Annotated in this window: 21 protein-coding genes; 9 read left to right on the top strand and 12 right to left on the bottom strand. The window is 54.0% G+C overall.

Translation table 11 applies throughout. The features are described from left to right. Positions 1–674 precede the first annotated feature (674 nt). Positions 675–2363, top strand: a complete 1689-nt coding sequence (locus ACHUEV_RS02410; protein WP_394177469.1) for a chloride channel protein — start codon at positions 675–677, stop codon at positions 2361–2363. On the opposite strand, the gene ACHUEV_RS02405 is transcribed toward ACHUEV_RS02410, so the two are convergent. From ACHUEV_RS02405 to cobS, 6 genes are all read right to left on the bottom strand, one after another. Next, positions 2360–2701 carry a DUF427 domain-containing protein gene (locus ACHUEV_RS02405; protein WP_394177468.1) on the bottom strand — a complete coding sequence of 114 codons (342 nt, stop codon included), beginning with the start codon at positions 2699–2701 and terminating at the stop codon, positions 2360–2362. The two genes, ACHUEV_RS02410 and ACHUEV_RS02405, sit on opposite strands and share 4 nt — an antisense overlap. A gap of 78 nt (positions 2702–2779) precedes the next feature. Beyond that, positions 2780–4564: an aminopeptidase P family protein gene (locus ACHUEV_RS02400; protein WP_394177467.1), complete on the bottom strand. Its 1785-nt coding sequence runs from the start codon at positions 4562–4564 to the stop codon at positions 2780–2782. 73 nt (positions 4565–4637) lie between these two features. Beyond that, positions 4638–6518 carry a cobaltochelatase subunit CobT gene (cobT, locus tag ACHUEV_RS02395; RefSeq protein WP_394177466.1) on the bottom strand — a complete coding sequence of 627 codons (1881 nt, stop codon included), beginning with the start codon at positions 6516–6518 and terminating at the stop codon, positions 4638–4640. Positions 6519–6595: 77 nt separating this feature from the next. Next, complete coding sequence (locus ACHUEV_RS02390) at positions 6596–6961, bottom strand: hypothetical protein (RefSeq protein ID WP_394177465.1); 366 nt, start codon at positions 6959–6961, stop codon at positions 6596–6598. A gap of 92 nt (positions 6962–7053) precedes the next feature. Then, positions 7054–7443 carry a hypothetical protein gene (locus ACHUEV_RS02385; RefSeq protein WP_394177464.1) on the bottom strand — a complete coding sequence of 130 codons (390 nt, stop codon included), beginning with the start codon at positions 7441–7443 and terminating at the stop codon, positions 7054–7056. A gap of 158 nt (positions 7444–7601) precedes the next feature. Beyond that, positions 7602–8588, bottom strand: coding sequence for a cobaltochelatase subunit CobS (gene cobS, locus ACHUEV_RS02380; protein WP_394177463.1), 987 nt, complete (start codon positions 8586–8588; stop codon positions 7602–7604). Between the two features lie 221 nt (positions 8589–8809). On the opposite strand from cobS, the gene msrB reads away from it, so the two are divergent. Together msrB and ACHUEV_RS02370 are read left to right on the top strand one after the other, a co-directional pair. Continuing rightward, a complete protein-coding gene (gene msrB, locus ACHUEV_RS02375) occupies positions 8810–9271 on the top strand; it encodes a peptide-methionine (R)-S-oxide reductase MsrB (RefSeq protein ID WP_394177462.1) in 462 nt (153 codons plus the stop codon). A 371-nt stretch (positions 9272–9642) separates the two neighbouring features. Then, a complete protein-coding gene (locus tag ACHUEV_RS02370) occupies positions 9643–10140 on the top strand; it encodes a hypothetical protein (protein ID WP_394177461.1) in 498 nt (165 codons plus the stop codon). A 59-nt stretch (positions 10141–10199) separates the two neighbouring features. Here the strand turns inward: ACHUEV_RS02370 and ACHUEV_RS02365 are convergent, their stop codons facing one another. Further along, positions 10200–10835 (bottom strand): DnaJ domain-containing protein, encoded by a 636-nt coding sequence (locus ACHUEV_RS02365; RefSeq protein ID WP_394177460.1) that lies wholly within the window; start codon positions 10833–10835, stop codon positions 10200–10202. Between the two features lie 78 nt (positions 10836–10913). On the opposite strand from ACHUEV_RS02365, the gene ACHUEV_RS02360 reads away from it, so the two are divergent. Then, positions 10914–11165, top strand: a complete 252-nt coding sequence (locus tag ACHUEV_RS02360) for a BolA family protein (RefSeq protein WP_106356831.1) — start codon at positions 10914–10916, stop codon at positions 11163–11165. On the opposite strand, the gene ACHUEV_RS02355 is transcribed toward ACHUEV_RS02360, so the two are convergent. From ACHUEV_RS02355 to pepN, 4 genes are all read right to left on the bottom strand, one after another. Beyond that, positions 11166–11573 carry a DUF4177 domain-containing protein gene (locus ACHUEV_RS02355; RefSeq protein ID WP_394177459.1) on the bottom strand — a complete coding sequence of 136 codons (408 nt, stop codon included), beginning with the start codon at positions 11571–11573 and terminating at the stop codon, positions 11166–11168. Positions 11574–11655: 82 nt separating this feature from the next. Continuing rightward, positions 11656–13167, bottom strand: a complete 1512-nt coding sequence (gene gatB / locus ACHUEV_RS02350) for an Asp-tRNA(Asn)/Glu-tRNA(Gln) amidotransferase subunit GatB (RefSeq protein ID WP_394177458.1) — start codon at positions 13165–13167, stop codon at positions 11656–11658. Positions 13168–13242: 75 nt separating this feature from the next. After that, the gene (locus tag ACHUEV_RS02345) at positions 13243–14112 is read right to left on the bottom strand and encodes a lysophospholipid acyltransferase family protein (RefSeq protein WP_394177457.1); all 870 of its coding nucleotides are present in this window, start codon (positions 14110–14112) and stop codon (positions 13243–13245) included. A gap of 91 nt (positions 14113–14203) precedes the next feature. Further along, a complete protein-coding gene (gene pepN / locus ACHUEV_RS02340) occupies positions 14204–16756 on the bottom strand; it encodes an aminopeptidase N (protein ID WP_394177456.1) in 2553 nt (850 codons plus the stop codon). Positions 16757–16980: 224 nt separating this feature from the next. Between pepN and ACHUEV_RS02335 the strand changes: the two genes are divergently transcribed. From ACHUEV_RS02335 to ACHUEV_RS02315, 5 genes are all read left to right on the top strand, one after another. Beyond that, positions 16981–19107 carry a malate synthase G gene (locus ACHUEV_RS02335; protein ID WP_394177455.1) on the top strand — a complete coding sequence of 709 codons (2127 nt, stop codon included), beginning with the start codon at positions 16981–16983 and terminating at the stop codon, positions 19105–19107. Positions 19108–19146: 39 nt separating this feature from the next. Then, positions 19147–19575, top strand: a complete 429-nt coding sequence (locus ACHUEV_RS02330; RefSeq protein WP_394177454.1) for a GlcG/HbpS family heme-binding protein — start codon at positions 19147–19149, stop codon at positions 19573–19575. Positions 19576–19758: 183 nt separating this feature from the next. Next, entirely contained in the window at positions 19759–20523 is a 765-nt protein-coding gene (locus ACHUEV_RS02325) for a gamma-glutamyl-gamma-aminobutyrate hydrolase family protein (RefSeq protein WP_106356846.1), read from the top strand. A 61-nt stretch (positions 20524–20584) separates the two neighbouring features. Further along, entirely contained in the window at positions 20585–21271 is a 687-nt protein-coding gene (locus tag ACHUEV_RS02320) for a D-lyxose/D-mannose family sugar isomerase (protein WP_394177453.1), read from the top strand. Between the two features lie 49 nt (positions 21272–21320). After that, positions 21321–22769: a TrkH family potassium uptake protein gene (locus tag ACHUEV_RS02315; RefSeq protein ID WP_394177452.1), complete on the top strand. Its 1449-nt coding sequence runs from the start codon at positions 21321–21323 to the stop codon at positions 22767–22769. Here the strand turns inward: ACHUEV_RS02315 and ACHUEV_RS02310 are convergent, their stop codons facing one another. After that, entirely contained in the window at positions 22770–24500 is a 1731-nt protein-coding gene (locus ACHUEV_RS02310) for a trypsin-like peptidase domain-containing protein (RefSeq protein ID WP_394177451.1), read from the bottom strand. Between the last annotated feature and the right edge of the window lie 178 nt (positions 24501–24678).

Below are 24678 nucleotides of genomic sequence, written 5' to 3'. Positions count from 1 at the left end.
CTGAGAAAGGTCCGCAAACGACCCTTTCCGTAACGCCGAGAAGACTTTGCTAAACACTCCATCGTCCCCGGAAACTCGTTAATACGCGAGGTCAAATACCCCATGAGATAATAACTACCAGAGCGCGAAGTCGTTGATCAACCTGTCCCAAAGTATGTCAAGATTTGTGACCTATTTGCCGTGGCGTAATTAATTCAATCATATGGTGTGTGAAGTATTTGCGTGAAATTTCATAACTGTTTAATTGCTATATTTCTCTTTGCGTCTGTTTGAGTTAGTTCACTATAATTACTAATATTAATCGCCTTTAGGGGGTCTGAAAGTGATCGGATTAATTTGCGCGCGAGTTAACTTTCGCAACTGCCGCGTGTGGTCCCGTCTCTGCTGGTAAATCAGCGCGCATATTCAGTGTTTCAAATACGTAACGTAATTTAATTTATATCGCGCTTTGTCGCTGTTTATTTTGGATGAATCCCTTTGCGGTAGTCGATTCGCCTGCATTCAACTCATACGAATCGTTGGGTTGGGACGCACAAAACACAGTTGTTCACGTTCTCGGTGAAAGCCACTTGGACCACCGGGTGGGATCGCATACACGATTAGTGAAGGTGTATAGATGTAGGCACCACTAATCACAGTTCGCGACACGAGTATTTGTAGGAATTTTCAGCGGCATGGGTGAGCCGATTAAAAAACTTATGCGGCAAGGTGTCGATGACGCACGGACTGCTTGCTATGAGGCTGCTCGCGTCATCAAAACACGCGGCCCTACGCAAATACAATTTTGGTTTATTGCGCTGGCTATTGGTATTGGTGCCGGGCTCGCGGCGCTCTTTTTTCGGCTTGGGATCGAGTATATCCAGTCCACGCTTTACGGGACCGAGGATATCACCCGCCTTCACAGCTTTATTGCCGGGCTTGAGTGGTATCAGATCGTGGCGATCCCTGTTGCCGGTGGGCTTGCCGTTGGTGTTATTCTGGACAGGTTTACCGACGACGGGCGGGTTCGTTCTGTCGGCGATGTTATCGAAGGGGCAGCACTGTCAGAAGGGCGGGTAGAGGTCCGGCGCGGGCTGGCATCGGCTGTTGCGTCTTTGTTGACGCTTTCATCTGGCGGATCAACGGGCCGCGAAGGCCCAGTTGTGCACCTTGCCGCTGTATTATCGACAGTTATCTGCAGGTGGCTTAACGCTAACGGGATCACAGGACGTGACTTGTTGGGGTGTGCTGTTGCTGCGGCAGTGTCCGCCAGCTTTAACGCGCCGATTGCGGGTGCGCTATTCGCGCTCGAGGTCGTGTTGCGACACTTCGCGGTCCACGCCTTTGCGCCGATCGTCATTGCGTCTGCTGCAGGTACCGTCATTAACCGTCTGGCATTTGGTGATGTCACTGAATTTGTCTTACCGGTGCAAAACGCGCTGGCGTTTTATGTTGAACTCCCTGCATTCCTCATCCTTGGCTTAGTATGCGGCCTCGTGGCCGTCATCTTGATGAAGGCCATCTTTTGGGCGGATGATTTTGGCACCTATGTTCAAAACGAAACCGGGTTGCCGCGGTTTTTGCGTCCTGCGATTGCGGGCGGCTTGCTTGGGGTCATCGCGATCTGGTGGCCGCATATCATTGGGGTCGGCTACGAGACGACTTCTGCCGCGCTTCAGGGTAATCTTATTCTACGTGAGGCAATCACGTTCGGTATCCTAAAGGTGATCGCTGTCGCTATCACGATGGGCGGGCGCATGGGGGGCGGTGTCTTCTCTCCGTCGTTGATGGTTGGCGCGCTGACGGGGCTGGCATTTGGTGCAATCGCGACGTCTATTTTTCCAACCGTGTCGGGGGAGGGTACACTTTATGCCCTTGCTGGAATGGGTGCGGTTGCGGCCGCCGTTTTGGGAGCACCGATTTCTACCACATTGATTGTGTTCGAATTGACAGGTGACTGGCAGACCGGATTGGCCGTGATGGTTGCCGTGTCTCTGTCCACTGCGTTGTCATCGCGGTTGGTGGACCGGTCATTCTTTCTTACCCAACTTGAGCGGCGCAACGTGCATTTGGCGGCAGGCCCGCAGGCATATCTATTAGCGACATTCAAAGTGTCGAGCGTAATGCGCCCTGCGGACACGCCACGCGCAGCACCAGAGGAAGTCTGCTGGGAGTTGATCCGTGAAGGGGTGTACATCGACGGCAATGCGACGCTTGAACAGGCGATGCCGCTTTTTGAGCAGGCCAGCCATACGTATATTCCCGTTGTGACATTGGGTGGCGAAGACAGCCCGCCGCAATTATGGGGCGCGCTGTTCCAAGTTGATGCATTGAAAGCGATGAACCGCGCCTTGTCAGAGACAGCCGCCGAAGAACATTCTTAGATCTGCTCGACAGCAACTTTGTTTGTATAAAACGCAAGGTAATCTTTGATCTCAGCAACCTCTGCATTGGGGTTCGTATAGGACCACACAGCATCTGCAATCGGGCCGCTTTTAGCAACGATCGAGAAATAGCTCGCTTCGCCTTTGTAGGGGCAGGATGATGTTGTTTTGGATGGCTCAAGAAATGCCATCGCGATATCACTGCGCGGGAAATAGATCACGGCAGGGTAATCGCCCTCTGTCAGCTCAAGCGCGTTCTGGCTTTCGCCAAGTACAGCACCACCTGCGCGTACAACCCAAGTTCCAGTTGCCGGACGAATTTTGATGTGGTCAGCCATGAGCGAATTCCTTTTGGTCAAGGCCGCAACAAATGTTACCGCCGTAGCGTGTTATGGGCGCAGTATGACAGTTTCATGTCAAAGCGGTGCGCAGGCATTGGTCAGCCAAGCGCGCGTCGCGTCGTCAAGACGCGGCGCAAGAAGCGTGACTGTATCCGCATGATAGCGATCAATCCAGTCCCGTTCTGCCTTAGTCAACAATCCGGTATCAATGAGGCGACGGTCTAGCGGGACAAAGGTCAAAGTGTCAAAGGACAACATGTCGCGGGCGTCTGCGCCGGGCAGGTCTGGGGCAAGGATCACGGTGATCAGGTTCTCAATCCGAATGCCAAACGCACCCTCGCGGTAATAACCGGGTTCGTTCGAAAGGATCATGCCGGGTTCTAGCGCGATCTCGGACCTGCGCGAAATGCCTTGCGGTCCTTCGTGGACGCTGAGGTAGCTACCAACGCCGTGGCCGGTTCCATGATCATAGTCCTGACCTGCCAGCCAAAGCGGCGCGCGCGCCAAAACATCTAGGTGCTGACCGCCGACCCCTTTGGGAAATCGAATACGGCTGATCGCGATCATGCCCTGCAGCACGCGGGTATAACACGCACGATATTCTGCGCTTGGTTCTCCAACGATGATTGTACGGGTGATATCGGTCGTGCCGTCTACATATTGACCGCCGCTGTCGACCAAAAGTAGCTCACCTTTGTTCACTTCTCGGTTCGTCTTTTCGTTGACGCGATAATGGACAATAGCACCGTTCGGTCCCGCGCCGCTAATCGTTTCAAAGCTGATGTCACGCAGCGCGTTAGTCTGAATGCGAAATCCCTCGAGCGCTTTGACAACATCAATTTCGGTCAGCTGCCCTTTGGGGGCCTCCTCATCTAACCACGCCAAAAATTTGACCATTGCAACGCCGTCGCGCGCGTGCGCGGCCTTGGCACCCGCAATCTCTGTCAGGTTCTTGATCGCTTTTGGCAGCAGGCAAGGGTCAGCCCGTTTCACCGTCGCGATTTTGGCAGCCTCTAATGTGCTAGCGACGATTTCGGGGCAGGATTTGGCATCAATCTGAACGGGGCCGGGGAGCTGCGCGACCGCCTCTAAGAAATGCGCGATATCATGTACGAACACATCTTGGCCAAGGTGCTCGACAATATCGTCAGCCTTGCCAGGCCCAGCGAATAGATCGACCTTTCCGCTGGCGTGTAGAATGGCAAAAGCCTGCGGCACCGGATTTCGCTCAATATCAGTACCGCGAATATTCAACAGCCAAGCAATGCTATCGGGCAGCGTGATAATTGCGGCCTGCGCAGCAAGCTTTTTGGCAATACGCTCACGTTTATCGTCATGCGTCTCGCCAGCGTGCTCAAGTGCATGGACCGTGAACGGTTGCGTGGGTGCGCTTGGTTGATCAGCCCAAATGGCATCGACCAAATTGTCGACCGGGCGTAGCACATATTCTTGTAGGTCTTCGGTCAGTGTTTTGATTTCTTGTGCTGTATGCAGCCATGGATCAAACCCAATCGTCGCGCCCGTTGGCAGGTGTTCCGTTAACCAGTCTGAAAGCCGGGTTTCCGGCCAATCAACTGGGGTAAAGACATCTGCAACCTCGGCCCGGACCTGCACGCGATAGCGACCATCAACGAAAACGCCTGCAATGTCAGGAAGAACCGCGCAAAACCCAGCGGAGCCAGAAAAGCCTGTCAGCCAAGCCAGACGCGCATCACGAGGTGCCACATATTCACCCTGATGCGCATCGGCGCGGGGGACAAGAAATGCGTCGACATCATGCGCTCGCATTTGCACGCGCAGGTCAGCAAGCCGGGGCGGGCCTTGTTCAGGGTGGGTTTGCGCCGCAAAAGATTGAAACATATCGAGGCCCTACAAATTAGATTTCTGAAATTACGACGCCGGGTAGATCAAATTTAGCAAAATTTGATCGTGCCTAGCCGGCTTTACGCATACCTAACACACGTGCACGTTTGCGCGGATCTGTGTCAAACAGGCTAGCAAGCTGTTCTGTCATCGCACCGGCCAATTGTTCAACATCAGTGATCGTCACTGCGCGTTCGTAATAGCGCGTCACGTCGTGGCCAATGCCAATCGCAACCAGCTCCACGGCTTTGCGCTTTTCGACCATAGCGATCACATCGCGCAGGTGTTTTTCCAGATAGTTCGCGGGGTTCACTGACAATGTGGAATCGTCAACTGGCGCACCGTCAGAGATTACCATCAACACTTTGCGTTGTTCGGGGCGGTTCACGACACGGCGGTGCGCCCATTCGAGCGCCTCCCCGTCGATGTTTTCCTTCAGCAAGCCCTCTTTCATCATCAGCCCAAGGTTCGGACGGGTCCGGCGCCATGGTGCGTCAGCGGATTTATAGACGATGTGGCGCAGATCGTTCAGGCGACCGGGTTTTGCGCTACGGCCTTCGCCTAACCATTTCTCGCGGGACTGGCCGCCTTTCCATGCTTTCGTGGTAAAGCCTAGAATCTCGACCTTTACGTCGCAGCGTTCAAGTGTCCGTGCCATCACATCCGCGCAGATTGCAGCGATCGAGATGGGGCGTCCGCGCATTGAACCAGAGTTGTCGAGCAATAGCGTCACAACGGTATCGCGGAATTCGGTGTCTTTTTCGACTTTGAACGAAAGCGGGGTCGTCGGTGATGCAACAATCCGCGCCAAACGGCCTGCGTCCAAAATGCCCTCTTCTCGGTCAAATTCCCATGACCGGTTTTGTTGGGCCTGAAGACGACGTTGCAGTTTATTCGCCAACCGGCTTACTGCGCCCTTCAGCGGTTCAAGCTGCTGGTCCAAGTATGCGCGAAGTCGTTCAAGTTCTGCCGCTTCTGCTAAATCTTCCGCGCCGATTTCTTCGTCAAACTCGGTCGTGAATACCGTGTAGTCTGGATCAGCATCCGAAACAGGTTGCGGGGCAGGCGGGTCAAGCGGGGCCTCGCCCTCGGGCATTTCGGCTTCTTCGCCCATCTCTTGATCAGCTTGATCGTCCATGCTGACTTGCGCCTGGCTGGCGTCTTGTTGTTCGTCTTGCGATTGCTCAGGCGCTGCGTCGGCTTCTTCACCTTCGTCATCATCGTCGCCGGTGCTGTCGGGTTCCTGCTGATCGTCGTCGCTGCCTTCTTCGGCTTGGTCTTCCTGATCGTCATCAAGGCTGTCTGGATCGTCGCCGAGCTGGTCGCCATAACCCATGTCACTGATCAGCTGACGCGCCAGTTTTGCAAAGGCCTGTTGGTCGTTCAATGTATCTGCAAGGTTATCGAGCGTGCCATCGCAATGGTCCTCGATAAAACCACGCCATAGCTCCATGACGTTGTCCGCCCCTTTGGGGAGATCACGGCCGGTCGCCAAATGGCGGATCAGATAGCCTGCAGCAACAGCAAGCGGTGCGTCAGAAGCCTGCGTAATCTGGTCATAGCCTTTACGCATGGCTTCGTTTTCGATTTTCGCGTCGATATTGCCTGCGGTGCCGGGCATGTGCTGTGCGCCGACGGCTTCGATCCGGGCGGTTTCCATGGCATCATACAAGTCACGGGCCATCTGGCCCTGCGGCATGTATTTTGCGGATACTTTTGGGTCGTGGAATTTGTGGCGTAATGCAAAGGCGTCAGCTGTTCCGCGCGCTAGCAATACTTCATCACGGGTCATGCGCCGTGTAACTTGGGGTAGACGGATACTGTCAGCCGTCTGCCCCGCTGGGTCCACCGAATATGTGACCGACAACTCTGAATCGTCGGCCAAAACCTTGGTCGCCTCGGCAAGTGCCTTTTTGAACGGGTCAGCGGGGTTGTCGGTGGGTTTGTTCATCGGCTGCGTCCTTTGTTGCTATGCAAACTAGAACCCGATGCGCGCAATGACCAGAGGGCAAGACGCGGAAACCTACTCTATTCCTCTTCGACCTCGACTTCTTCGAAGGTGATCATTCCTTCGGGCGCGATGTCAAAAACGGAATCAACCATTTGGTGCATTGTGTTGAGTTGTGCAGCACCGCGGATTGAAGTGCCTTCCTCATCTACAAATGCAAGGCGGGGACGGTAGGTCTTGCCGCCGACTTCGATTGAACCTTCGTCGAACAGATATGCGATCTCAGTGACGATACCTTCGACGTTTGCCTTTGCCATCTCTTCACTCATATTATCTGCAAACAATGGCAGCAGAGTATGGGCAACCAACGCGGTTGCGGCCTCTACTAAGTCTTCGTGACCAATGACATAACCTTCCGGCAATTCGGTCCCAATCTTCATCTTCATTGTCGGCTCCTACTTGTAAACTGAGCGCGATATTACGAACAAAACGGACGGGATTGTGACGAACTTGGGGCGATTCGTGTGCACTTTTAAGTTTAGCTTAATAATATTCCGGTACACTCATGCGTCAGTCGTGTTGCCTGCTGATGTGCCCAGCTTGCGTCAGCCTGATTATCGTTAAATGTCGCACGGGTTAGTAAAGCTGAATGCGCTAGTTTCGCAGACAATCGCCAATGTAAAACTTCGCGCCCATCATCGGGGGGCATCACAGCATCAAGCAGTTGAAGCACGGTTTCGCGCTGCGACTTTGTGCGCTCAGATCCTTCGCCATCGAACATCCATTGAAACTCCATTAGCGCTGACAAACGGCCAGCGCATGTTGCGAATAGTCTAAGCTGATCGTTGGGGGACTGCGCGCGCGCGGTGGGCGCTGCCAGTTGCAGGCTGACAATGGAGACTGTGATGAGAGTTTTTATTCTGCTCATAAATTGAGCATAAATTGAAATGCCGCGCTTCAATAAGGCGAAAGATGGGCATTTTATATGGCGCTAAATGTAGCCGCGCCTCGGCTTACCGGGCGGCTGGAGACCCACAAAAAAGGGACGGAGAAAGCTCCATCCCTTTCGAATTATTGAACGAAACCTTAGCCGAGGCTGAGGCTTGCCGCGCTTTCTGGTAGTTCTTCGTCAAAGCAACGTTGGTAGAACTCTGCAACGGTCTGGCGTTCGAGTTCGTCACATTTGTTCAGGAATGACAGGCGGAAGGCATAACCGACATCTTGGAAGATTCGCGTATTTTCGGCCCAAGCCAGCACTGTCCGTGGCGACATCACTGTCGAGAGGTCGCCATTCATAAACGCGGTCCGCGTCAGGTCCGCGACGGTCACCATCTGGCTGATCGTCTTGCGGCCTTTTTCGGTATTGAAGTGTGGTGACTTGGCCAGCACAATTGCCGCTTCGGCGTCATGTGAAAGATAGTTCAACGTCGCAACCAGTGACCAGCGGTCCATCTGGGCTTGGTTAATCTGTTGTGTGCCGTGGTACAGGCCAGTTGTGTCACCCAAGCCGACAGTGTTCGCCGTTGCAAACAGGCGGAAGTATTTGTTGGGGGTGATGATCTCGTTTTGGTCCATCAGTGTCAGTTTGCCGTCGGCCTCGAGGACGCGTTGGATGACAAACATAACGTCTGCGCGGCCCGCGTCATATTCGTCGAATACGATTGCAACGGGATTACGCAGCGCCCACGGCAGGATGCCTTCGTGGAATTCAGTGACCTGTACGCCGTCACGCAATTTAATGGCGTCTTTACCGATGAGATCGATTCTTGAGATATGGCTATCAAGGTTCACACGTACACAGGGCCAATTTAGGCGCGCTGCTACTTGTTCAATGTGCGAAGATTTCCCAGTGCCGTGGTACCCTTGGATCATCACGCGACGATTGTAGCCAAAGCCTGCAAGGATCGCCAACGTCGTGTCTGGGTCGAACTTATAGGTGCTGTCGATTTCTGGCACGCGGTCGGTGCGATCCGCAAAACCCTTAATCTTCATCTCACTGTCGATGCCAAAGACTTCGCGAACCGAAATATCTTCGGTTGGTTTTGCGTTCATATCGAGGGTGCCGTCAGCCATTTGCGCGCCTTTGCGTTTGTCGTCGAGTGTTGTGTTATCGGATGCAGCATATCGTCTGGAGTAGCAAGTACCAGTGGGCACGGCCAAGTTTGCACGATCTATTTGTCGCAATACAAAAGGGGGCGGGCGGTTCAAGACTGTAGTTTTTGCTCACAGCAAGGTGCATCGCGTGAAATGTGCAAATGGGCTAGGTTTGGTGCAGTTTTTGAAAGGGTATGATGATGCAGCGCAGAGATTTCGTTTTTGGAGCATTCGCCAGCGGGTTGGCGGCAAGCGGTGTTTATGCACAAGAAGCATTTGAAATCACCCGAACTGATGCCGAATGGCGGGCGATGCTCACTGATTTACAGTATCAGGTGATGCGCCATGAAGCGACCGAGCGGGCAGGGTCGTCGCCTTTAGACAAGAACTATTCCGCGGGTACCTATTTCTGCCGCGGGTGTGATTTGCCCCTGTATCCTTCGGAAACAAAGTACGACAGCGGAACGGGTTGGCCCAGTTTCTACGAAAGCCTACCGAACGCGATAGGAACCAAAGAAGACCGTAAATTATTCTCTGTTCGAACAGAATGTCACTGTCGCCGCTGTGGTAGCCACTTGGGGCATATTTTTGACGATGGCCCCCAACCAACCGGAAAGCGCCACTGCCTGAACGGGGTGAGCTTGGTTTTCCGGGAAACTTAACCAATCGTGGCGAAATAGCGGCTTTCGTCCAAATTGGGCGCCTATTGCGCATGCACTGGCAACATTTTTGAATATTTCATCGCATTGTTGTTCTGTTGTTCGCGCCGTTATTTGTGGTCAATGCACATTACAATACTGATATTAAATAAAAGTTTTGCGATTTCGCGCATCGGCGGCTTGTTGCCGATTTTTCTTGTTTGGCCCGGTTAAATATGGCACAAAAAAGGCGTTGGGGGCTTGGTTGATGTGTCCCAAGACACAGATTGAAAACAATCAAGTTTGTATGTTGCTATTATTGAGATGAGTGTGGGGGTAGCAAATTGTTGAAACGGGTTTCGCAAATAATTCATTTGTCACGAGGCGAAAAAGCGTTGGCCACGGCATATGCCGCGATTAGCGCAGCATCAGCCGGGATTACAATGTTCATTATGTCTGGCGTCCATGGCGGACAGTTCCAATCGGTCTATCCTGCGGGATATGAAGCATGGATCATGTTGGTCGGCGCATTCAGTGGGGCGTTGGCCCTTTATCTGACACGCAGCTGGATGGGGATGTTCGGTAAGTTAGGTGTTGCGCGCGCGCTGTTTGGCGGATGCGCGATGGCACTGATCGCGGCGTTGATCGCCGGTACTTTGATCGTTCCTGTATACGGTACATTCTTTGCGCCAATCTTGGTGGTCGCCGCAGTTGGCCTTAAGCCTTGGCTAGGGGTTGCTTGGTTTGCGGTGGTTTTGATGGCGCACGTGCTTCTGCAGCGTCGCGCTTCTGACCTGCGCATGGCTGCGCTTGCGGCTGACAATTCAGCCATCGGACAGCTAAGCCCGATGTCGCGTGCTAACTTGTACCCGCGCCACAAGCAAATGCACTGAGCTGAACATACAGAATACGTAAAGAAAAAGGGGCCGTTTGGCCCCTTTTTTGCATCTCATCAGTCCTTGTCGCGAAAGTGCTTACTGACTTTGATCTGTTCCCAAGCCCAGACAACTTCGGACAGTTGTTCTTCTTGGCTGCGGTCCCCGCCGTTCATATCGGGGTGAAGTACCTTGATCAGCGATTTGTATACTTTGCGGATCTGTGGTTTTGACCAGTTGTCATCAGCTTCCAAAATTTCGACAGCGCGGCGTTCGGTTGGCGGCAGTTTGCGGCCCTTCTTCGCACCTTTGCCAGGATTGCGCGTCGCGTTTGCACCAAGCACCTGATGAGGATCCTCGATCCCTAGACGAGCCCAGGCACGTTCTTCGACACTGCGCTTCATTGGCTTTGTTGGGCGTTCCCAAACACGATCCTTTGTCATCTGCGCTGCAAGCTCGGCCTCTGTGGTCGTCTCAAAGAAGTTCCACTTTAGGTTATACTCGCGAACGTGCTGCTGGCAGAACCACAGGTAGTCGTCCAAGATATCGGGCGATTTGGGTGCACGGAATTTTGCGGCTTCTTCGCAACCTTCGTGTTCGCAAACCCGCTGCGATGTCTCGGACGCGCCAGACAAACCGCGTCGTCCGCGGGGGTTCTTTTTCTTAGAGCTCGACACTGACATGTCGAAACCAAAGGGATCATCTTTTTTCATGGTGCGTCTCACCTTTCCGACTCGGACAACAGACTTTAAACCCCACAGCGTGAGATTGAAGAGGGTAGAGGAAAAATAATGGCCATAGAGGCAGAAATTCGCACAGCATTGGCTACACTTTCACCAACAATGCTCGAAGTGATTAACGAAAGTGCCATGCACAGTGGTCATGCTGGTGACGATGGGTCAGGCGAAAGCCATTGGCGGATTGTGATTAAGGCGTCGCAATTGGATGACATGTCACGCATCGCGCGGCATCGGGCCATTCACAGCGCCTTGGGGAAAGATATTATCGGACGCATTCATGCGTTGGCGATTGATATCCAGTGATTACTCGGCAGCAACATCCGGGGAAGGCTTTGCCGGAGGTGTGACCTTTTTGGGTTCTACCTTTGGCTCGCTTTCGGCTGCGGGCTCGTCAACTTTCGGCGCTTCAACCTTTGGTGCTGGTTTGGGCGCCGGGGCCGCAACAACCGGTGCTGGCGCAGGTGCAGCAGGACGCTGAGCCTGTTTTTCGCGGCGGAACACCAACATGTTTTGGTAAACTGTTGTTTTGCCCATCAAACCTTCGCGCTGCTCAGAAGGCAGGGTATCTGCACGCAGATAGTCCCAACCATCACCAGCCATTTTGTTCATCACTGTTTCCAGCGCGATCGCAAAGCGATCTTCGGCTGTTTTTGCGCCTTTGGCTTTTACACCGCGCGTAGGTGCCGGCACGACCATATATTCGTATGACATTCCGTCACCCCTAATTTCCATCAACCGTATATAGCAATAACGGTGCGCGATTCCAAGGACGCACCGTTACCCATAAGTTGCTTTATAGCCCGAGCTTAGCCGATACCAACTGGTTGACGACAGCAGGGTTTGCCTTGCCACCAGTCGCTTTCATCACCTGACCAACGAACCAGCCTGCCAATTTGGGGTTGGCTTGCGCCTTTTCGACCTGCGCTGGGTTTGCGGCGATGATTTCATCCACTGCAGCCTCAATCGCGCCGGTGTCAGTGACCTGCCTCATGCCTTCAGTTTCGACAATCTCGGCTGGGTCGCGACCCGTTGTATAGCAAATCTCAAAGACCTCTTTGGCGATTTTGCCAGAGATATCGCTGGATTTGATGAGGCCAATCAATTCGCCCAGCTGCGTCGCAGAGACAGGGCTGTCTTCGATGCCATGGTCTTCTTTCTTTAGGCGGCCAAACAATTCGTTGATGACCCAGTTCGCAGCCAACTTACCGTCGCGACCTTCGGCTACTTTTTCAAAGTACTGAGCATTCGCAACTTCGGCAGTCAGAACAGATGCGTCGTAATCGGATAGGCCGAACGCACTGATAAAGCGTGCTTTCTTGGCGTCGGGCAATTCAGGTAGGGATGCCGCAATATCATCGACCCATGACTGTTCGATCTCAAGCGGAAGCAAATCTGGATCAGGGAAGTAGCGGTAGTCGTGTGCTTCTTCCTTGGAACGCATTGAACGGGTTTCGTTCTTGTCCGGATCATAAAGGCGCGTTTCTTGCACGACCTCTTTGCCGTCTTCCAGCAGCGCAATCTGGCGACGTGCCTCAACATCAATCGCGGCTTGGATAAACCGAGTCGAGTTCATGTTTTTGATTTCGCAACGTGTACCAAGATGGCTGAAATCTTGAGTTGCTTGATATTTTTCGTAATCGCCGGGGCGGCAGATCGACACGTTTACGTCGGCACGCATGTTGCCGTTTTGCATGTTGCCGTCGCAGGTGCCCAAATAGCGCAGGATTTGGCGAAGCTTAAGTACGTAAGCAGCCGCTTCTTCTGGGCCGCGGATGTCGGGGCGGCTGACGATTTCCATCAGCGCAACGCCTGTACGGTTCAGGTCCACGAAGGACATGTTTGGATCCATGTCGTGGATGGATTTACCGGCGTCTTGTTCAAGGTGGATGCGTTCGATACGCACGGTGCGTGCTGTGCCGTCGCCCATTTCGACCAGCACTTCGCCTTCGCCCACAATCGGGTGGTAAAGCTGCGAAATCTGATAGCCCTGTGGCAAGTCAGGGTAGAAATAGTTTTTGCGGTCAAAAGCAGACATCAGGTTGATTTCGGCCTTTAGGCCCAGGCCGGTACGTACGGCTTGTGCAACACATGCTTCGTTGATGACTGGCAACATGCCGGGCATGCCTGCATCAACGAAGGCCACATTGCTGTTAGGCTCTGCACCGAATTGGGTGGATGCACCCGAGAACAGTTTCGCCTTGGTGGCGACCTGTGCGTGCACCTCTAGGCCGATTACAAGTTCCCAGTCGTGCCTGGCGCCCGCGATTACCTTTGGGGTCGGGGCATCATAAGTCAGGTCGAGCATCTGCGCATCCTTTGGTCAAGTTTGACTGGTGTCTAAAAGAACCCGCTGCCAGCTTCAAGACAACAAGCTGCGCGATCAGTCCGCCTGAGGCCACTTTAACCATGGTCGCGATGCTTCGACTAGATTTACAGCGGGTGCATCCTTACCGCCAAGGGCAAGCGTTGCCTTGCGCAACATCGCAATTCCGTCTTCCGCATTTTTAGGCAGCGCTGCAGCAGAGATGGGTTCGCCGACGGTTACCCTGAACGGCTGTTTGGATTTATTCAGGGTTTCGTGGAACAGAGTGATGTCCCGCAATGTCGGGTGAAGCGCATCAAACAAGTAGAAAAGGGCGGAGTTGCGCGCCTGTATGTTAACCGGAATTACAGGCAGGTCGAATTTCCGAGCAAGCATTGCGGCGGATGCCATCCATGGCCGTTCATACAAGCGCAAGCCCCGCCGTTTCGCGAGCCGACCTGACGGAAAGATAACGCCCATCCGGCCCTCGTTCGTGGCTTGTCTGACATAGGCCATGGTTTCGCGTGTCTTTGCATGGCACCGTTTTTCGATGCGCCATTCAACAGGGGCGATCATGGATGACATCTGCGGCAGGATCCGCAGGATGTCGCTATTGGCAAAGAAGTAGGCATCAGGGCGGGCTTGCGACAGCAGGTGGTTTAGTATGATTCCATCGGCAATGCCGGTTGGGTGGTTCGCGACGACAAGGGCAGCACCATGGGCCGGGATGTTTCCAAGCCCGGACACCGTGACGGACTTCGCCAGTCGCGCCCCCATCGTGCCCATGATTTCTGATGGGGGTGCATGTTCGAATGTTTTCGCGATTTCGACGGTGGTTTTATAACCCAGCATCTTATGAAGCCCGCTCCGGATAATCCGGGTGCCCGGTCGGCTGCGATACAGCCAAGGTGCGCGCTCTGCTATCAACGGTTCAATACGATGTTCCATTTGGGAAAACTATAATCGCCGCGTAACGGTTCCACGACAAATTTTTTTAGGCGTGGCAAAATACTGCCACGCCAGTTAACAGCTTGATTTACTAGCCCAAGATACGCGTCACCATTTCGGTGGTGTCACGCGACAGGTTCGGTGTTTCCGCGATCCGCTGTAGGGCCGCCTTCATCTTGGTCTGGCGATCCGCGTCATAGCGTTTCCAAGTATCAAATGATGTGCTCATTCGTGCGGTGGTTTGCGGATTTAGCGCATCAAGCTTGATAAGCCAGTCGGCCAGCAGATCGTAAGAGGCGCCTGATGGATCATGGAAACCCGCCGTGTTGCCTTTGAGCGCACCAAATACAGCGCGGAACCGGTTGGGGTTCTTCATGGTGAATGCTGGGTGCTCGGTCAGTTTGGCTGCGACTTTCGCGGCATCTTCGGGTGCGGCGCAGCTGACCTGCAACCCAAACCACTTGTCCATAACCAGGCGATCATGATGCCAGCGTTGTTCAAATGCCGCGAGTTCATCCGCGCCTTTGCCGATTTTCAACAGTGACGCCAGCGCCGCGAGTTGCTGAGTCATGTTGTCGGCAGTTGCATATTGTTGCGAGGCTTGTTTGCCACCGTCCAGTTTCGACATGAGCGTAAGCATACGGTTGCCAAGTGACCGTTTGCCGGCAGAAACAGCGTCGGGCGTGTATGGACCAGTGACCATCATATCCGCATAGATGCGGGGCAGGGTGTCTTGCAGGTGTTGCGCGATGTGCAACGTCAGCGCCTCATGCGCGCGATAGATTGCCGTTGGGTCCGGTGTTTCGCCTGCATCGACAAGCGCCTGTGCTGTGTCGTCTTGGCTTGGCAGTGATAGTGCCAATGCACGGAAAGCCGGATCAAGGCTGTCGTCACGTAGAAGTGCCAGTAACCCGTCCAAGTAGGCCGTATCGGGTGTCGCGTCTTCGCGAACCATTTGAATCAGTACGTCTTGGGCCAGTGTCCGGCCTGCGTCCCATCGGTTAAATGGGTCGGTATCATGCGCCAGCAGGAACGCGCGTTCGGCGTTGGTTTGGTCGTGTTCTAGGATGACAGGGGCGGAGAACCCGCGCAGGATGGATGGAACTGGTTTGCTGGCCAATCCATCGAAAGTGAACGTTTGCGTTGCTTCGGTTAGTTCTAGGATGCGTGTCGGAACGATTTCGTCACCGTTATCGTTCAAAAGGCCCACGGCGACAGGGATGACCATCGGTGTCTTTTCATCTTGGTCCGGTGTGGCTGGCGTATGTTGTGAAAGCGTCAACGAATACGTGCCATCTGCATAGCTGTCAGTGATAGAAACACGCGGTGTCCCGGCTTGCGAATACCATTTCGCGAACTGACTTAGGTCGCGGCCAGTTGCGTCTTCGAATACTTGCAGCCAATCCTCGATCGTGGCGGCATCGCCGTCGTGACGGTCAAAGTAAAGATCAAGTGCCTTTTTGTATCCGTCATCACCAACTAGCCGTTTGAGCATCCCGATAATCTCGGCACCTTTTTCATAGACGGTCACAGTGTAGAAATTGTTGATCTCGACAAAGCTTTCTGGCCGCACTGGGTGGGCAAGCGGGCCGTTATCTTCGCGGAACTGATGCGCACGCAGAACAACGGCATCGTCGATGCGTTTCACTGCGTGGCTACGCATATCACCGGTGAACTGCTGATCGCGGAAGACTGTTAGCCCTTCTTTTAGGCAGAGCTGGAACCAATCACGGCAGGTAATCCGGTTGCCGGTCCAGTTGTGGAAATACTCATGCGCGATGATCGCTTCGATCCGTTCAAAGTTCGCATCGGTTGATGTTTCCGGGCTGGCCAAAACCGCGGAAGAGTTGAAAATATTCAAGCCCTTGTTTTCCATTGCCCCCATGTTGAAGTCATCAACGGCTACGATGTTGAAGATATCCAAGTCGTATTCACGACCGTAAACGTCTTCATCCCATTTCATCGACTTTTTCAGTGCCGCCATCCCGAAGGCGCATTTTTGTTCGTCGTCACCGGGGCGGACCCAGATGTTCAGTTCAACGTCTTTACCGGACATGGTTGTGAAACGGTCGGGGTGGTTCACAAGATCGCCGCCGACAAGTGCAAACAGATAGGCGGGTTTGGGCCATGGATCATGCCATTCGGCCCAACCGTCGCCCTTGGCCGCCGGGTTGCCGTTGGACAGCAGCACGGGCAGGTCGCTTTCGATGCGGACGGTAAAGACCGACATGACGTCAGGGCGATCTGGGTAATACGTGATCTTACGGAACCCTTCGGCTTCGCATTGGGTGCAGTACATGCCGTTTGACATATAAAGGCCTTCAAGCGCGGTGTTAGTCTCGGGGCTAATTTCGACCTCTGCCTCGAACACAAATGGTGCATTGGGCACTGTGTGCGTCAGCCCGGTCGCGGTGATCTCTGGGGTGATCGACACGCCGTCGATGGACGCTGAGATTAGCTTGAGCTGTTCACCATGTAAAAAGAAGTCGCGCGACTGCGCATCTGGGTTTGGGCGAAACGCGATGCGGGACAAGACGCGTGTCGTCGTTGGCGCCAGCTTGAAGGTCAATTCGACGCTGTCCACCAGATAGGCGGGTGGGGTGTAGTCTTTGAGGTATATCTTTTGCGGTGCAGCGGTTTGCATGGGGATTTCCTTGTTCTTTGTGCAAACGTTATGCCTGTGTCCGACCCGCTGCAACCGGCGTTGGATCGCGATTGCCTTGTGTTTGAAATAGGTGCTGCTGGGATGTGCGAAGAATTGGTAAAAAAACATTACCGCGTTTGTTGCCTATCGGAAACTTCTGTTCTAACCCTATCGGAATATGCAACGTTGTCGCCACTGGCTGGCTGAGCAAAAGGGGAGATGTCATGACAGAACGGGTCGAGAAGCACGGATTGCAGGTCGCAACTGAACTTGCGCAATTCATTGATGAAAAGGCGCTTGTCGGAACAGGCGTAAGTGCTGATGCGTTTTGGAAAGGCTTTGCTGATCTTGTCACCGAGATGGGCCCACGTGGCCGTGACCTGCTGCAAAAGCGCGAAGACATCCAAGCCGCCGTCGATGACTGGCACGTTGCGAACCGGGGCAAGCCGCATGACGCGGTCGCCTATGAAGCATTCTTGCAAGAACTAGGGTATCTGGTTCCCGAAGGCCCAGAATTCGCCATTGAAACGGTCAGTGTTGATCCTGAAATCGCAACAGTGCCAGGCCCGCAGCTGGTTGTGCCGATCACAAATGCACGTTTTGCGTTGAACGCTGCCAATGCGCGTTGGGGCAGCCTTTATGATGCGCTTTATGGCACAGATGCGCTGGGCGATTTGCCAGCAGGTAAGGGCTATGATGCTGAACGCGGCGCACGCGTTATTGCGTGGGGGCGGGCGCATCTGGATAAGGTAGCGCCGCTGGCGAACGGTTCATGGGCCGATATTGCAGGCGTGAGTGTTTCCGGTGGTGTCCTAACGCCAGCCTTGAAAGACCCAAGCCAGTTCGCAGGTCATAACGCCGATGCAGAGGTTTTCCTGCGCGCGAACGGTTTGCTAATCAAGATCGTAGTTGACGCATCTAGCACGATTGGCGCGACAGATGCCGCTGGCATTTCTGACATTGTCTTGGAATCAGCATTGTCGACGATCATGGATTGCGAAGACTCGGTCGCCGCAGTGGATGCAGAAGATAAGGTCGTTGCCTATACCAACTGGCTTGGCCTGATGCGCGGCGATCTAGAAGAAGAGGTCAGTAAGGGCGGTAAGACACTTACCCGCAAATTGAACCCAGATGTGACCTATACTGCGCCAGATGGTTCAGCACAGGTACACAAGGGCCGGTCACTGATGTTGGTCCGTAACGTGGGGCACCTGATGACCAACCCTGCGATTTTGGATGCGGATGGCGAAGAAGTCGGCGAAGGACTGATGGACGCGATGTGCACCACACTGATTGCGATGCATGATTTGCAGCGTGATGGTGGCAACTCACTGCATGGCTCTGTCTATGTTGTGAAGCCCAAGATGCACGGCCCCGAAGAAGTCCGCTTTGCGTGCGAAATTTTTGATCGCGTCGAAGCTGCGCTGGGCCTGCCTGCGAACACCGTCAAGCTGGGTATCATGGACGAAGAACGCCGCACGTCGGTGAACCTTAAGGAATGTATCCGCGCGGCGAAATCGCGTGTGGCCTTTATCAATACAGGGTTCCTTGATCGCACGGGTGACGAAATTCACACCAGCATGGAAGCTGGTCCGATGATCCCAAAGGGCGAAATGAAAGACAGCGCCTGGATCAAATCCTACGAGGATCGGAACGTGGATATCGGTTTGGCTTGCGGTTTGCAGGGCAAGGCGCAGATCGGCAAGGGGATGTGGGCGATGCCCGACAAGATGGCCGATATGCTGGTCGCTAAGGTTGGGCACCCGATGTCTGGTGCGAACTGCGCATGGGTGCCATCACCAACAGCTGCGACACTGCACGCAACCCATTATCACGCGATCGATGTGATTGCGCGTCAGGATGAGATTAAGGCTGGTGGTGCGCGTGGCACGCTTGATGACCTGCTGAGCATTCCCGTCGCAACAAATCCGAATTGGTCAGACGACGTAATCACGCTTGAGGTCGAAAACAACGCGCAGGGTATTCTTGGATATGTTGTGCGCTGGATTGATCAGGGCGTCGGTTGTTCCAAAGTGCCTGACATCCACGATGTTGGTCTGATGGAAGACCGCGCGACTTGCCGGATTTCCAGCCAAGCGCTTGCCAACTGGCTGCACCATGATGTCGTGTCTGAAGGGCAAGTCATGGATGCTATGCGCAAGATGGCCGCTGTTGTGGACAGCCAGAACGCGAATGACCCGGCTTATCGCCCAATGGCACCAAATTTCGATGGTATCGCCTTTCAGGCGGCCTGCGATCTGGTATTCAAAGGCCGTATCCAGCCATCAGGCTATACCGAACCCGTGCTGCACCAGCGTCGTCTGGAACTAAAAGCGCAGCGCAACCATTAACGCGGGTGGATTAAAATCCACCCTACGAGGAGACCACAGATGGCAGAGATTTCAGCGAGCAAAGCACGTACGATTATTCGTAAGGCAATGGCCAAAGGCGACGAGATGGGTTTCAAACCACTTTCTGTTGTTGTCTTGGATGCAGGCGGGCATGTGAAAGCGTTTGAACGCGCTGATGGCGCAGCACCGGGTCGTTTCGGTATAGCCCATGGCAAAGCCTATGGTGCAATCATGCTAGGCATGGCAGGCACGGCGCAGATGGCACGTGCCGAGCAGCAGGCCTATTTCATGGCTGCCGTAAACGGCGTTTATGGTGGTCAAGTTGTTCCTGTGCCCGGCGGCATTCTGGTGCATGACAAGCGTGGCGCAGTTATCGGCGCTGTTGGCGTGACAGGTGACACATCCGACAACGATGTGATTGCTGCGATGGCAGGCCTTGAGGGTGCGGGGCTAACCGGCGAAGCTTAACTAAGCGACATTACTAACTATTGAGGCCGCGCTTTTGTATAAAGGCGCGGCTTTCATCTTTTTTGGGGCCTGCTGCCTTTTGGATGTGCTGTGCGTTTGGGACCGGCTGCCTGTGCGGTTACGACATCTTTTGTTTGGTTTCGTTAGGCGGTACTAATGGGGCATGCAAAAGGACAAAATGGTATGAAGCCAGTCATCGGTATCATTGGTAATAGTCACCTTATTAACGACGAATATCCGGCTTTTGCCGCTGGGGCAATGAACGTCCATGCGGTTGCCGAAGTTTCAAATGGGTTGCCGTTGATTGTGCCCACGGGGGCAGGGACGATTTGTGTGCAGTCGCTCATGGATCGTTGTGATGGCTTCTTGTTTACAGGCGGCCGTCCAAACGTGCATCCCGAAGAATACGGCGAACCAGCAACCGATGCGCATGGCGCGTTTGATCGCGAGCGTGATGGGATTGCTTTGCCATTGATCCGGGCTTGTGTGATGCGCGGTCAGCCGATTTTAGGAATTTGCCGTGGCTTTCAAGAGGTGAACGTCGCCATGGGCGGAACGCTATACCCTGAAATCCGCGATCTGCCGGGGCGCGATAACCACCGCATGCCCCCTGATGGCACACTCGAAGAGAAATTCGCACTGCGCCACAAAGTGACGTTCACGAAGGACGGGCCGTTTCATGCGTTGATGGGCGCGCAGGAGGTCATGACCAACACGCTACACGGTCAGGGTATCAAAACGGCTGGTCAGCGCGTCGTCATTGACGGTCACGCACCCGATGGCACGCCAGAAGCGATCTATATCGCTGACGCCCCCGGCTTTACGATGTCGGTGCAGTGGCATCCGGAATGGAACGCGAGCGACGATCCCGTATCGCGCCCCTTGTTCGAAGCGTTCGGCAACGCTTGTCGCGATTGGGCTACGCGTGGAATGCGCAAAAGCGCTTAAGCGGTCTTGTGCCGCAAGACGATTTTCGGCATCAATTCCGTAAACGTTTTAGGGGGTGAGCATGAAACGGTCTCGTATCAACGATATTATGGCGGAAGCGGATGATATGATCCGTTCGTATGGGTTCACTTTGCCGCCTTGGGCCTATTGGACACCCGAAGAATTTAAAGCACGCGCAGGTGACGCCAAAGCTGTAATCGAGGCGCGCAATGGCTGGGACATCACGGACTACGGCGCTGGCCGCTATGACGAAATGGGATTGTTCCTATTCACCTTGCGCAACGGACGTTTGGCTGATCTGCAGCGTGGCGGCGGCATGTGTTATGCGGAGAAGCTATTGATTTCTAAGCAGGATCAGCTGTCACCAATGCACACACACGTCATCAAAGCCGAAGACATCATTAACCGTGGCGGTGCAACGCTGGTGATCGAACTGTTTGGGTCTGATGCCGAAGGCAATTTTGACGAAACTAAGGGCGGAACGGTCTTCTGCGACGGTATTCGTCGCGACTTTGCACCCGGCGAGAAGCTACGTTTTGACCCCGGTGAAAGCGTCACATTGATGCCCGGCGATTGGCATGCGTTTTGGGGCGAGGGTGGCGATGTGTTGATCGGCGAGGTTTCGACTGTCAACGACGACGAGACTGACAATATCTTCCGTGAACCAATAGGTCGCTTTGCAGACATCGAAGAAGATGTTGCGCCAACCCATCTATTGGTCAGCGACTATAAGACCTGGCTGTCGTAAATGATCGTGCATTCTTGACACCAGCGCGCAGTCGGTTCAACGCTGCCACATGCTTGATTTACGCCCTGTTGGATATGTTGTTGGTCTGCTTGTTGCCGCGCTTGGCGCGACAATGTTGGCGTCATTGCTTGCTGATGTCTTGGCGCAGAACGGGCATTGGCCTGTCTTTTTCGAAAGCGCTGTCATCACGATTTTGACGGGCGGTTTGATGGCGATGGCCTGCTCAAACGGGGTGTCGCAGGGCCTGAATTTGCGTCAGACATTCTTGCTGACCTCTTTGGTTTGGTTGACGTTGCCGGTGTTTGGTGCGCTGCCGCTTATGTTGGGCGCACCTAACGCAAGTTTCACCAATGCATTCTTCGAGGCAATGTCAGGATTGACGACAACGGGTTCAACGACCTTCGAAGGGTTGGATGCCTTACCCGAAGGGATCAAGCTATGGCGGGCCACGCTTCAGTGGCTGGGCGGCGTTGGTATTATTGTGGTTGCGATGGTTTTCTTGCCTGAGCTGCGGGTCGGGGGGATGCAGATTTTCCGCTCTGAAGCATTTGATACAATGGGTAAAATTCTTCCAAGGGCAGGTGAGATTGCAAGCAGCATTTCGGTTATCTACATCGGCCTCACTGTTGCCTGTGCTTTGGCTTATGGCGCATCCGGCATGGGGCCGTTTGATGCGCTTGTGCATTCGATGACGACCGTATCCACAGGTGGGATGGCGAATTACGATAGTTCGTTCGGTGGTTTTGGTGCCGCCGCCCACTATATCGGTACAGTCTTTATGATCCTTGCGGCGCTGCCGTTTGTGCGGTTTGTGCAGCTCATGTCAGGCACAGCAAAGCCGCTTTTGCACGATAGCCAGATACGCGTGTTTTTAGCGGTCATCGGCATTTGTGTTCTGTTGATCACATCTTGGGTATGGGGTCGCGAAGGTAAGTTCACGGAACTCGCGTTCCGAGAAGCGCTTTTTAACGTCGTCTCGGTTATGTCCGGTACAGGTTATTCCAGCGCCGACTATATGACATGGGGCACATTCCCCGTCGTGATCTTCTTTTTCGTAGGACTGGTTGGCGGTTGCGCGGGATCAACAGCATGTTCGGTCAAGATCTTCCGCTACCAGATCCTATTCGCATCTATCAAAGCGCAGGTGCGTCAAATCCATTCGCCACACGGAATTTTTACGCCTCGTTTTGAGGGGCGCACCATCAGCGAAGACGTCATGAGCTCTGTTATGGCGTTCTTTGTGGCCTTTGTATTGCTGCTGGGCGTGACTGCTGTGTTGCTTGGGATGACTGGCCTTGATTTCATCACGTCTATTTCAGGCGCCGCGACCGCCATCGCGAATATCGGCCCCGGCCTTGGTCCAGAAATTGGCCCCGCCGGGAACTTTGCTCATATCAACGACAGCGCGAAATGGATTTTGTCCATCGCGATGTTTATCGGTCGTCTTGAGATTATGGTCGTGCTGACCATCCTGACCGTCAAATTCTGGAAGACCTGATTACCAGCAGCTAACCAGAACGGTGACATCCGCCGCCTGACGCGTCATAGCAACAGGAGAGATTTCTTGTGCGGCGTCGCTGCGCTTGGCCTCAATCCCGTTGGTTTCCATCATGGTAACGATCTGGCTCGCGTCGAGCGAAAAGTTGACCTCGGGTGGCAGGACCCGTGTGTTGCCGTCGATCCGCGGAAGCAGCATTCCGATCACTGCACCATGCTTGTCGAATACAGGGCCGCCAGCATCGCTGGGCTGTGGCAGGATCGACAGGCGCCCAAGGCGGTCGTCGCCGGTTAGGCTGCGGATATCGACGACTTGTCCAAAGGTCAGCGTTGGGGCGCTAAGCACACCGTTGTAGGGGTATCCACCCACGACGATTTGGTCTTGCAGGCGCGGAGTGCGGGTTTCAAACGCTACGACATTCAACGGTGATATCGTTTCAGTTGGACGCAGCAGTGCAATACCCAAATCCATATCGGCGGCGATGACTTCGGCTTCGTACTCTCGGTCCAAGGTGATGCGGTCACATTGACCAAGCACCTCTGGTGTCGTCGCAACGATACCGCTGTCCGATACATAAAAGCCCGAACGCGACATTTGTGGCTGGCGCACTGCTAGGCCCGCAACCATGTCGATCGCCTGATCTTCGCCGGGCGGGGCAATGGCCGGGTCAAGCACACCGTCAAGTCGTGTGAAGCTCGACTTCATGATATCTAATACGCGTTCGCGGCGCGCCTCGTCATCCGCAGGCCAAACAAGAGTAAACCCCTTGATGTCCGATCCTTCTAGGGAAACGCTGGTGTAGGAATGCAGGTCATCGCTGATACCCTCAATTTCGAATCCAGTCTTGCTAAGCTGACGCGGGCCCTGTGGTGGTACAATACTAAGTACCTGCATAATTTCATACAGGCCTTCCAAACGCCCAGCGTCACCTTGTTGGGAAATGAAAAGGACTTGCGCCTGATCAACATCCGCATTTGGGTCAAAGCGTACGAACGGCGGCTTGTATTCGGTGAACGCAACAAGACCCGTAGGGATTTCCATCTGAATGCCAGACGCATCGTCACGGACAAGGCGCATCTTAGTACCCTCAAGTACGCTGTTATACTGATCAAACAGCATCTCACGCTGGCGGGTCGTCAGAATGCCTGTGGGGTCTTGATTGTTCGCTGTTTGCCATGCTTGCATAGCGCCACGGGTACCACGACCAAAGGATCCGTCGATTGCCGCATCGTAAAAGCCAGCCCATTTTAGCGCCTTTTGGAGCTCTTCGCGGGCAGGGCGGTCTAGCGCTGCTTCTGAAACGCGTGCCTCTGCTACGGTTTCATCGCTTGGGGCAATGATGTCGGATGATGCTGGGACGACTGCTGTTGCCTCTGGTTCCCGAGGAAGCTGCGCAGAAGGGGCGGGACGCCCACCAATCGGCCAGAACTGTTGTTTGAAGTACTGGCCGTTTTTTACAAAGCTATCGCTTGGAATGACCCCAATGCTTAGTAATGTTCCAAGGGCGGTTTCTGCGTCAGCTTCGGAATACGGGCCGATAAAGATGCCGTAAAAACCGTCGCCCAAGTAATAACCATGCACAGAGTCAACTGTTCCAGCATATTCACGTGCCCGGTCTTGCGCCCCAGTCAGGGTTCTTCTTGCTTCGATTTGAACCCAAAAATTGTCTTGTGCTGTTGCTGAAACTGCCGAAGCGCCCAAAAACAAAAGCGCCGCAAGTACCTTGATCATTTCCACCCCGAAGATCTTCTTGTCATCTCGTAGGGTATGACTGGCCCCCTCAGTTCCAAGACGCAAGGGTTCCAGAGACAATTCACGCAAAATTCAAACATTATATCGCAACCCGTTGCCCAATTGACCCTTTGGGCGCAGCAGCCTATTGAACGCTTAATCGTAGACGAGGGTCATC

It is taken from the genome of Yoonia maritima, assembly GCF_043641945.1.
GTDB lineage: Bacteria > Pseudomonadota > Alphaproteobacteria > Rhodobacterales > Rhodobacteraceae > Yoonia > Yoonia maritima_B.
Note: the sequence above shows the minus strand (reverse complement) of the source record. Positions and strands in the feature narration are given on the sequence as shown.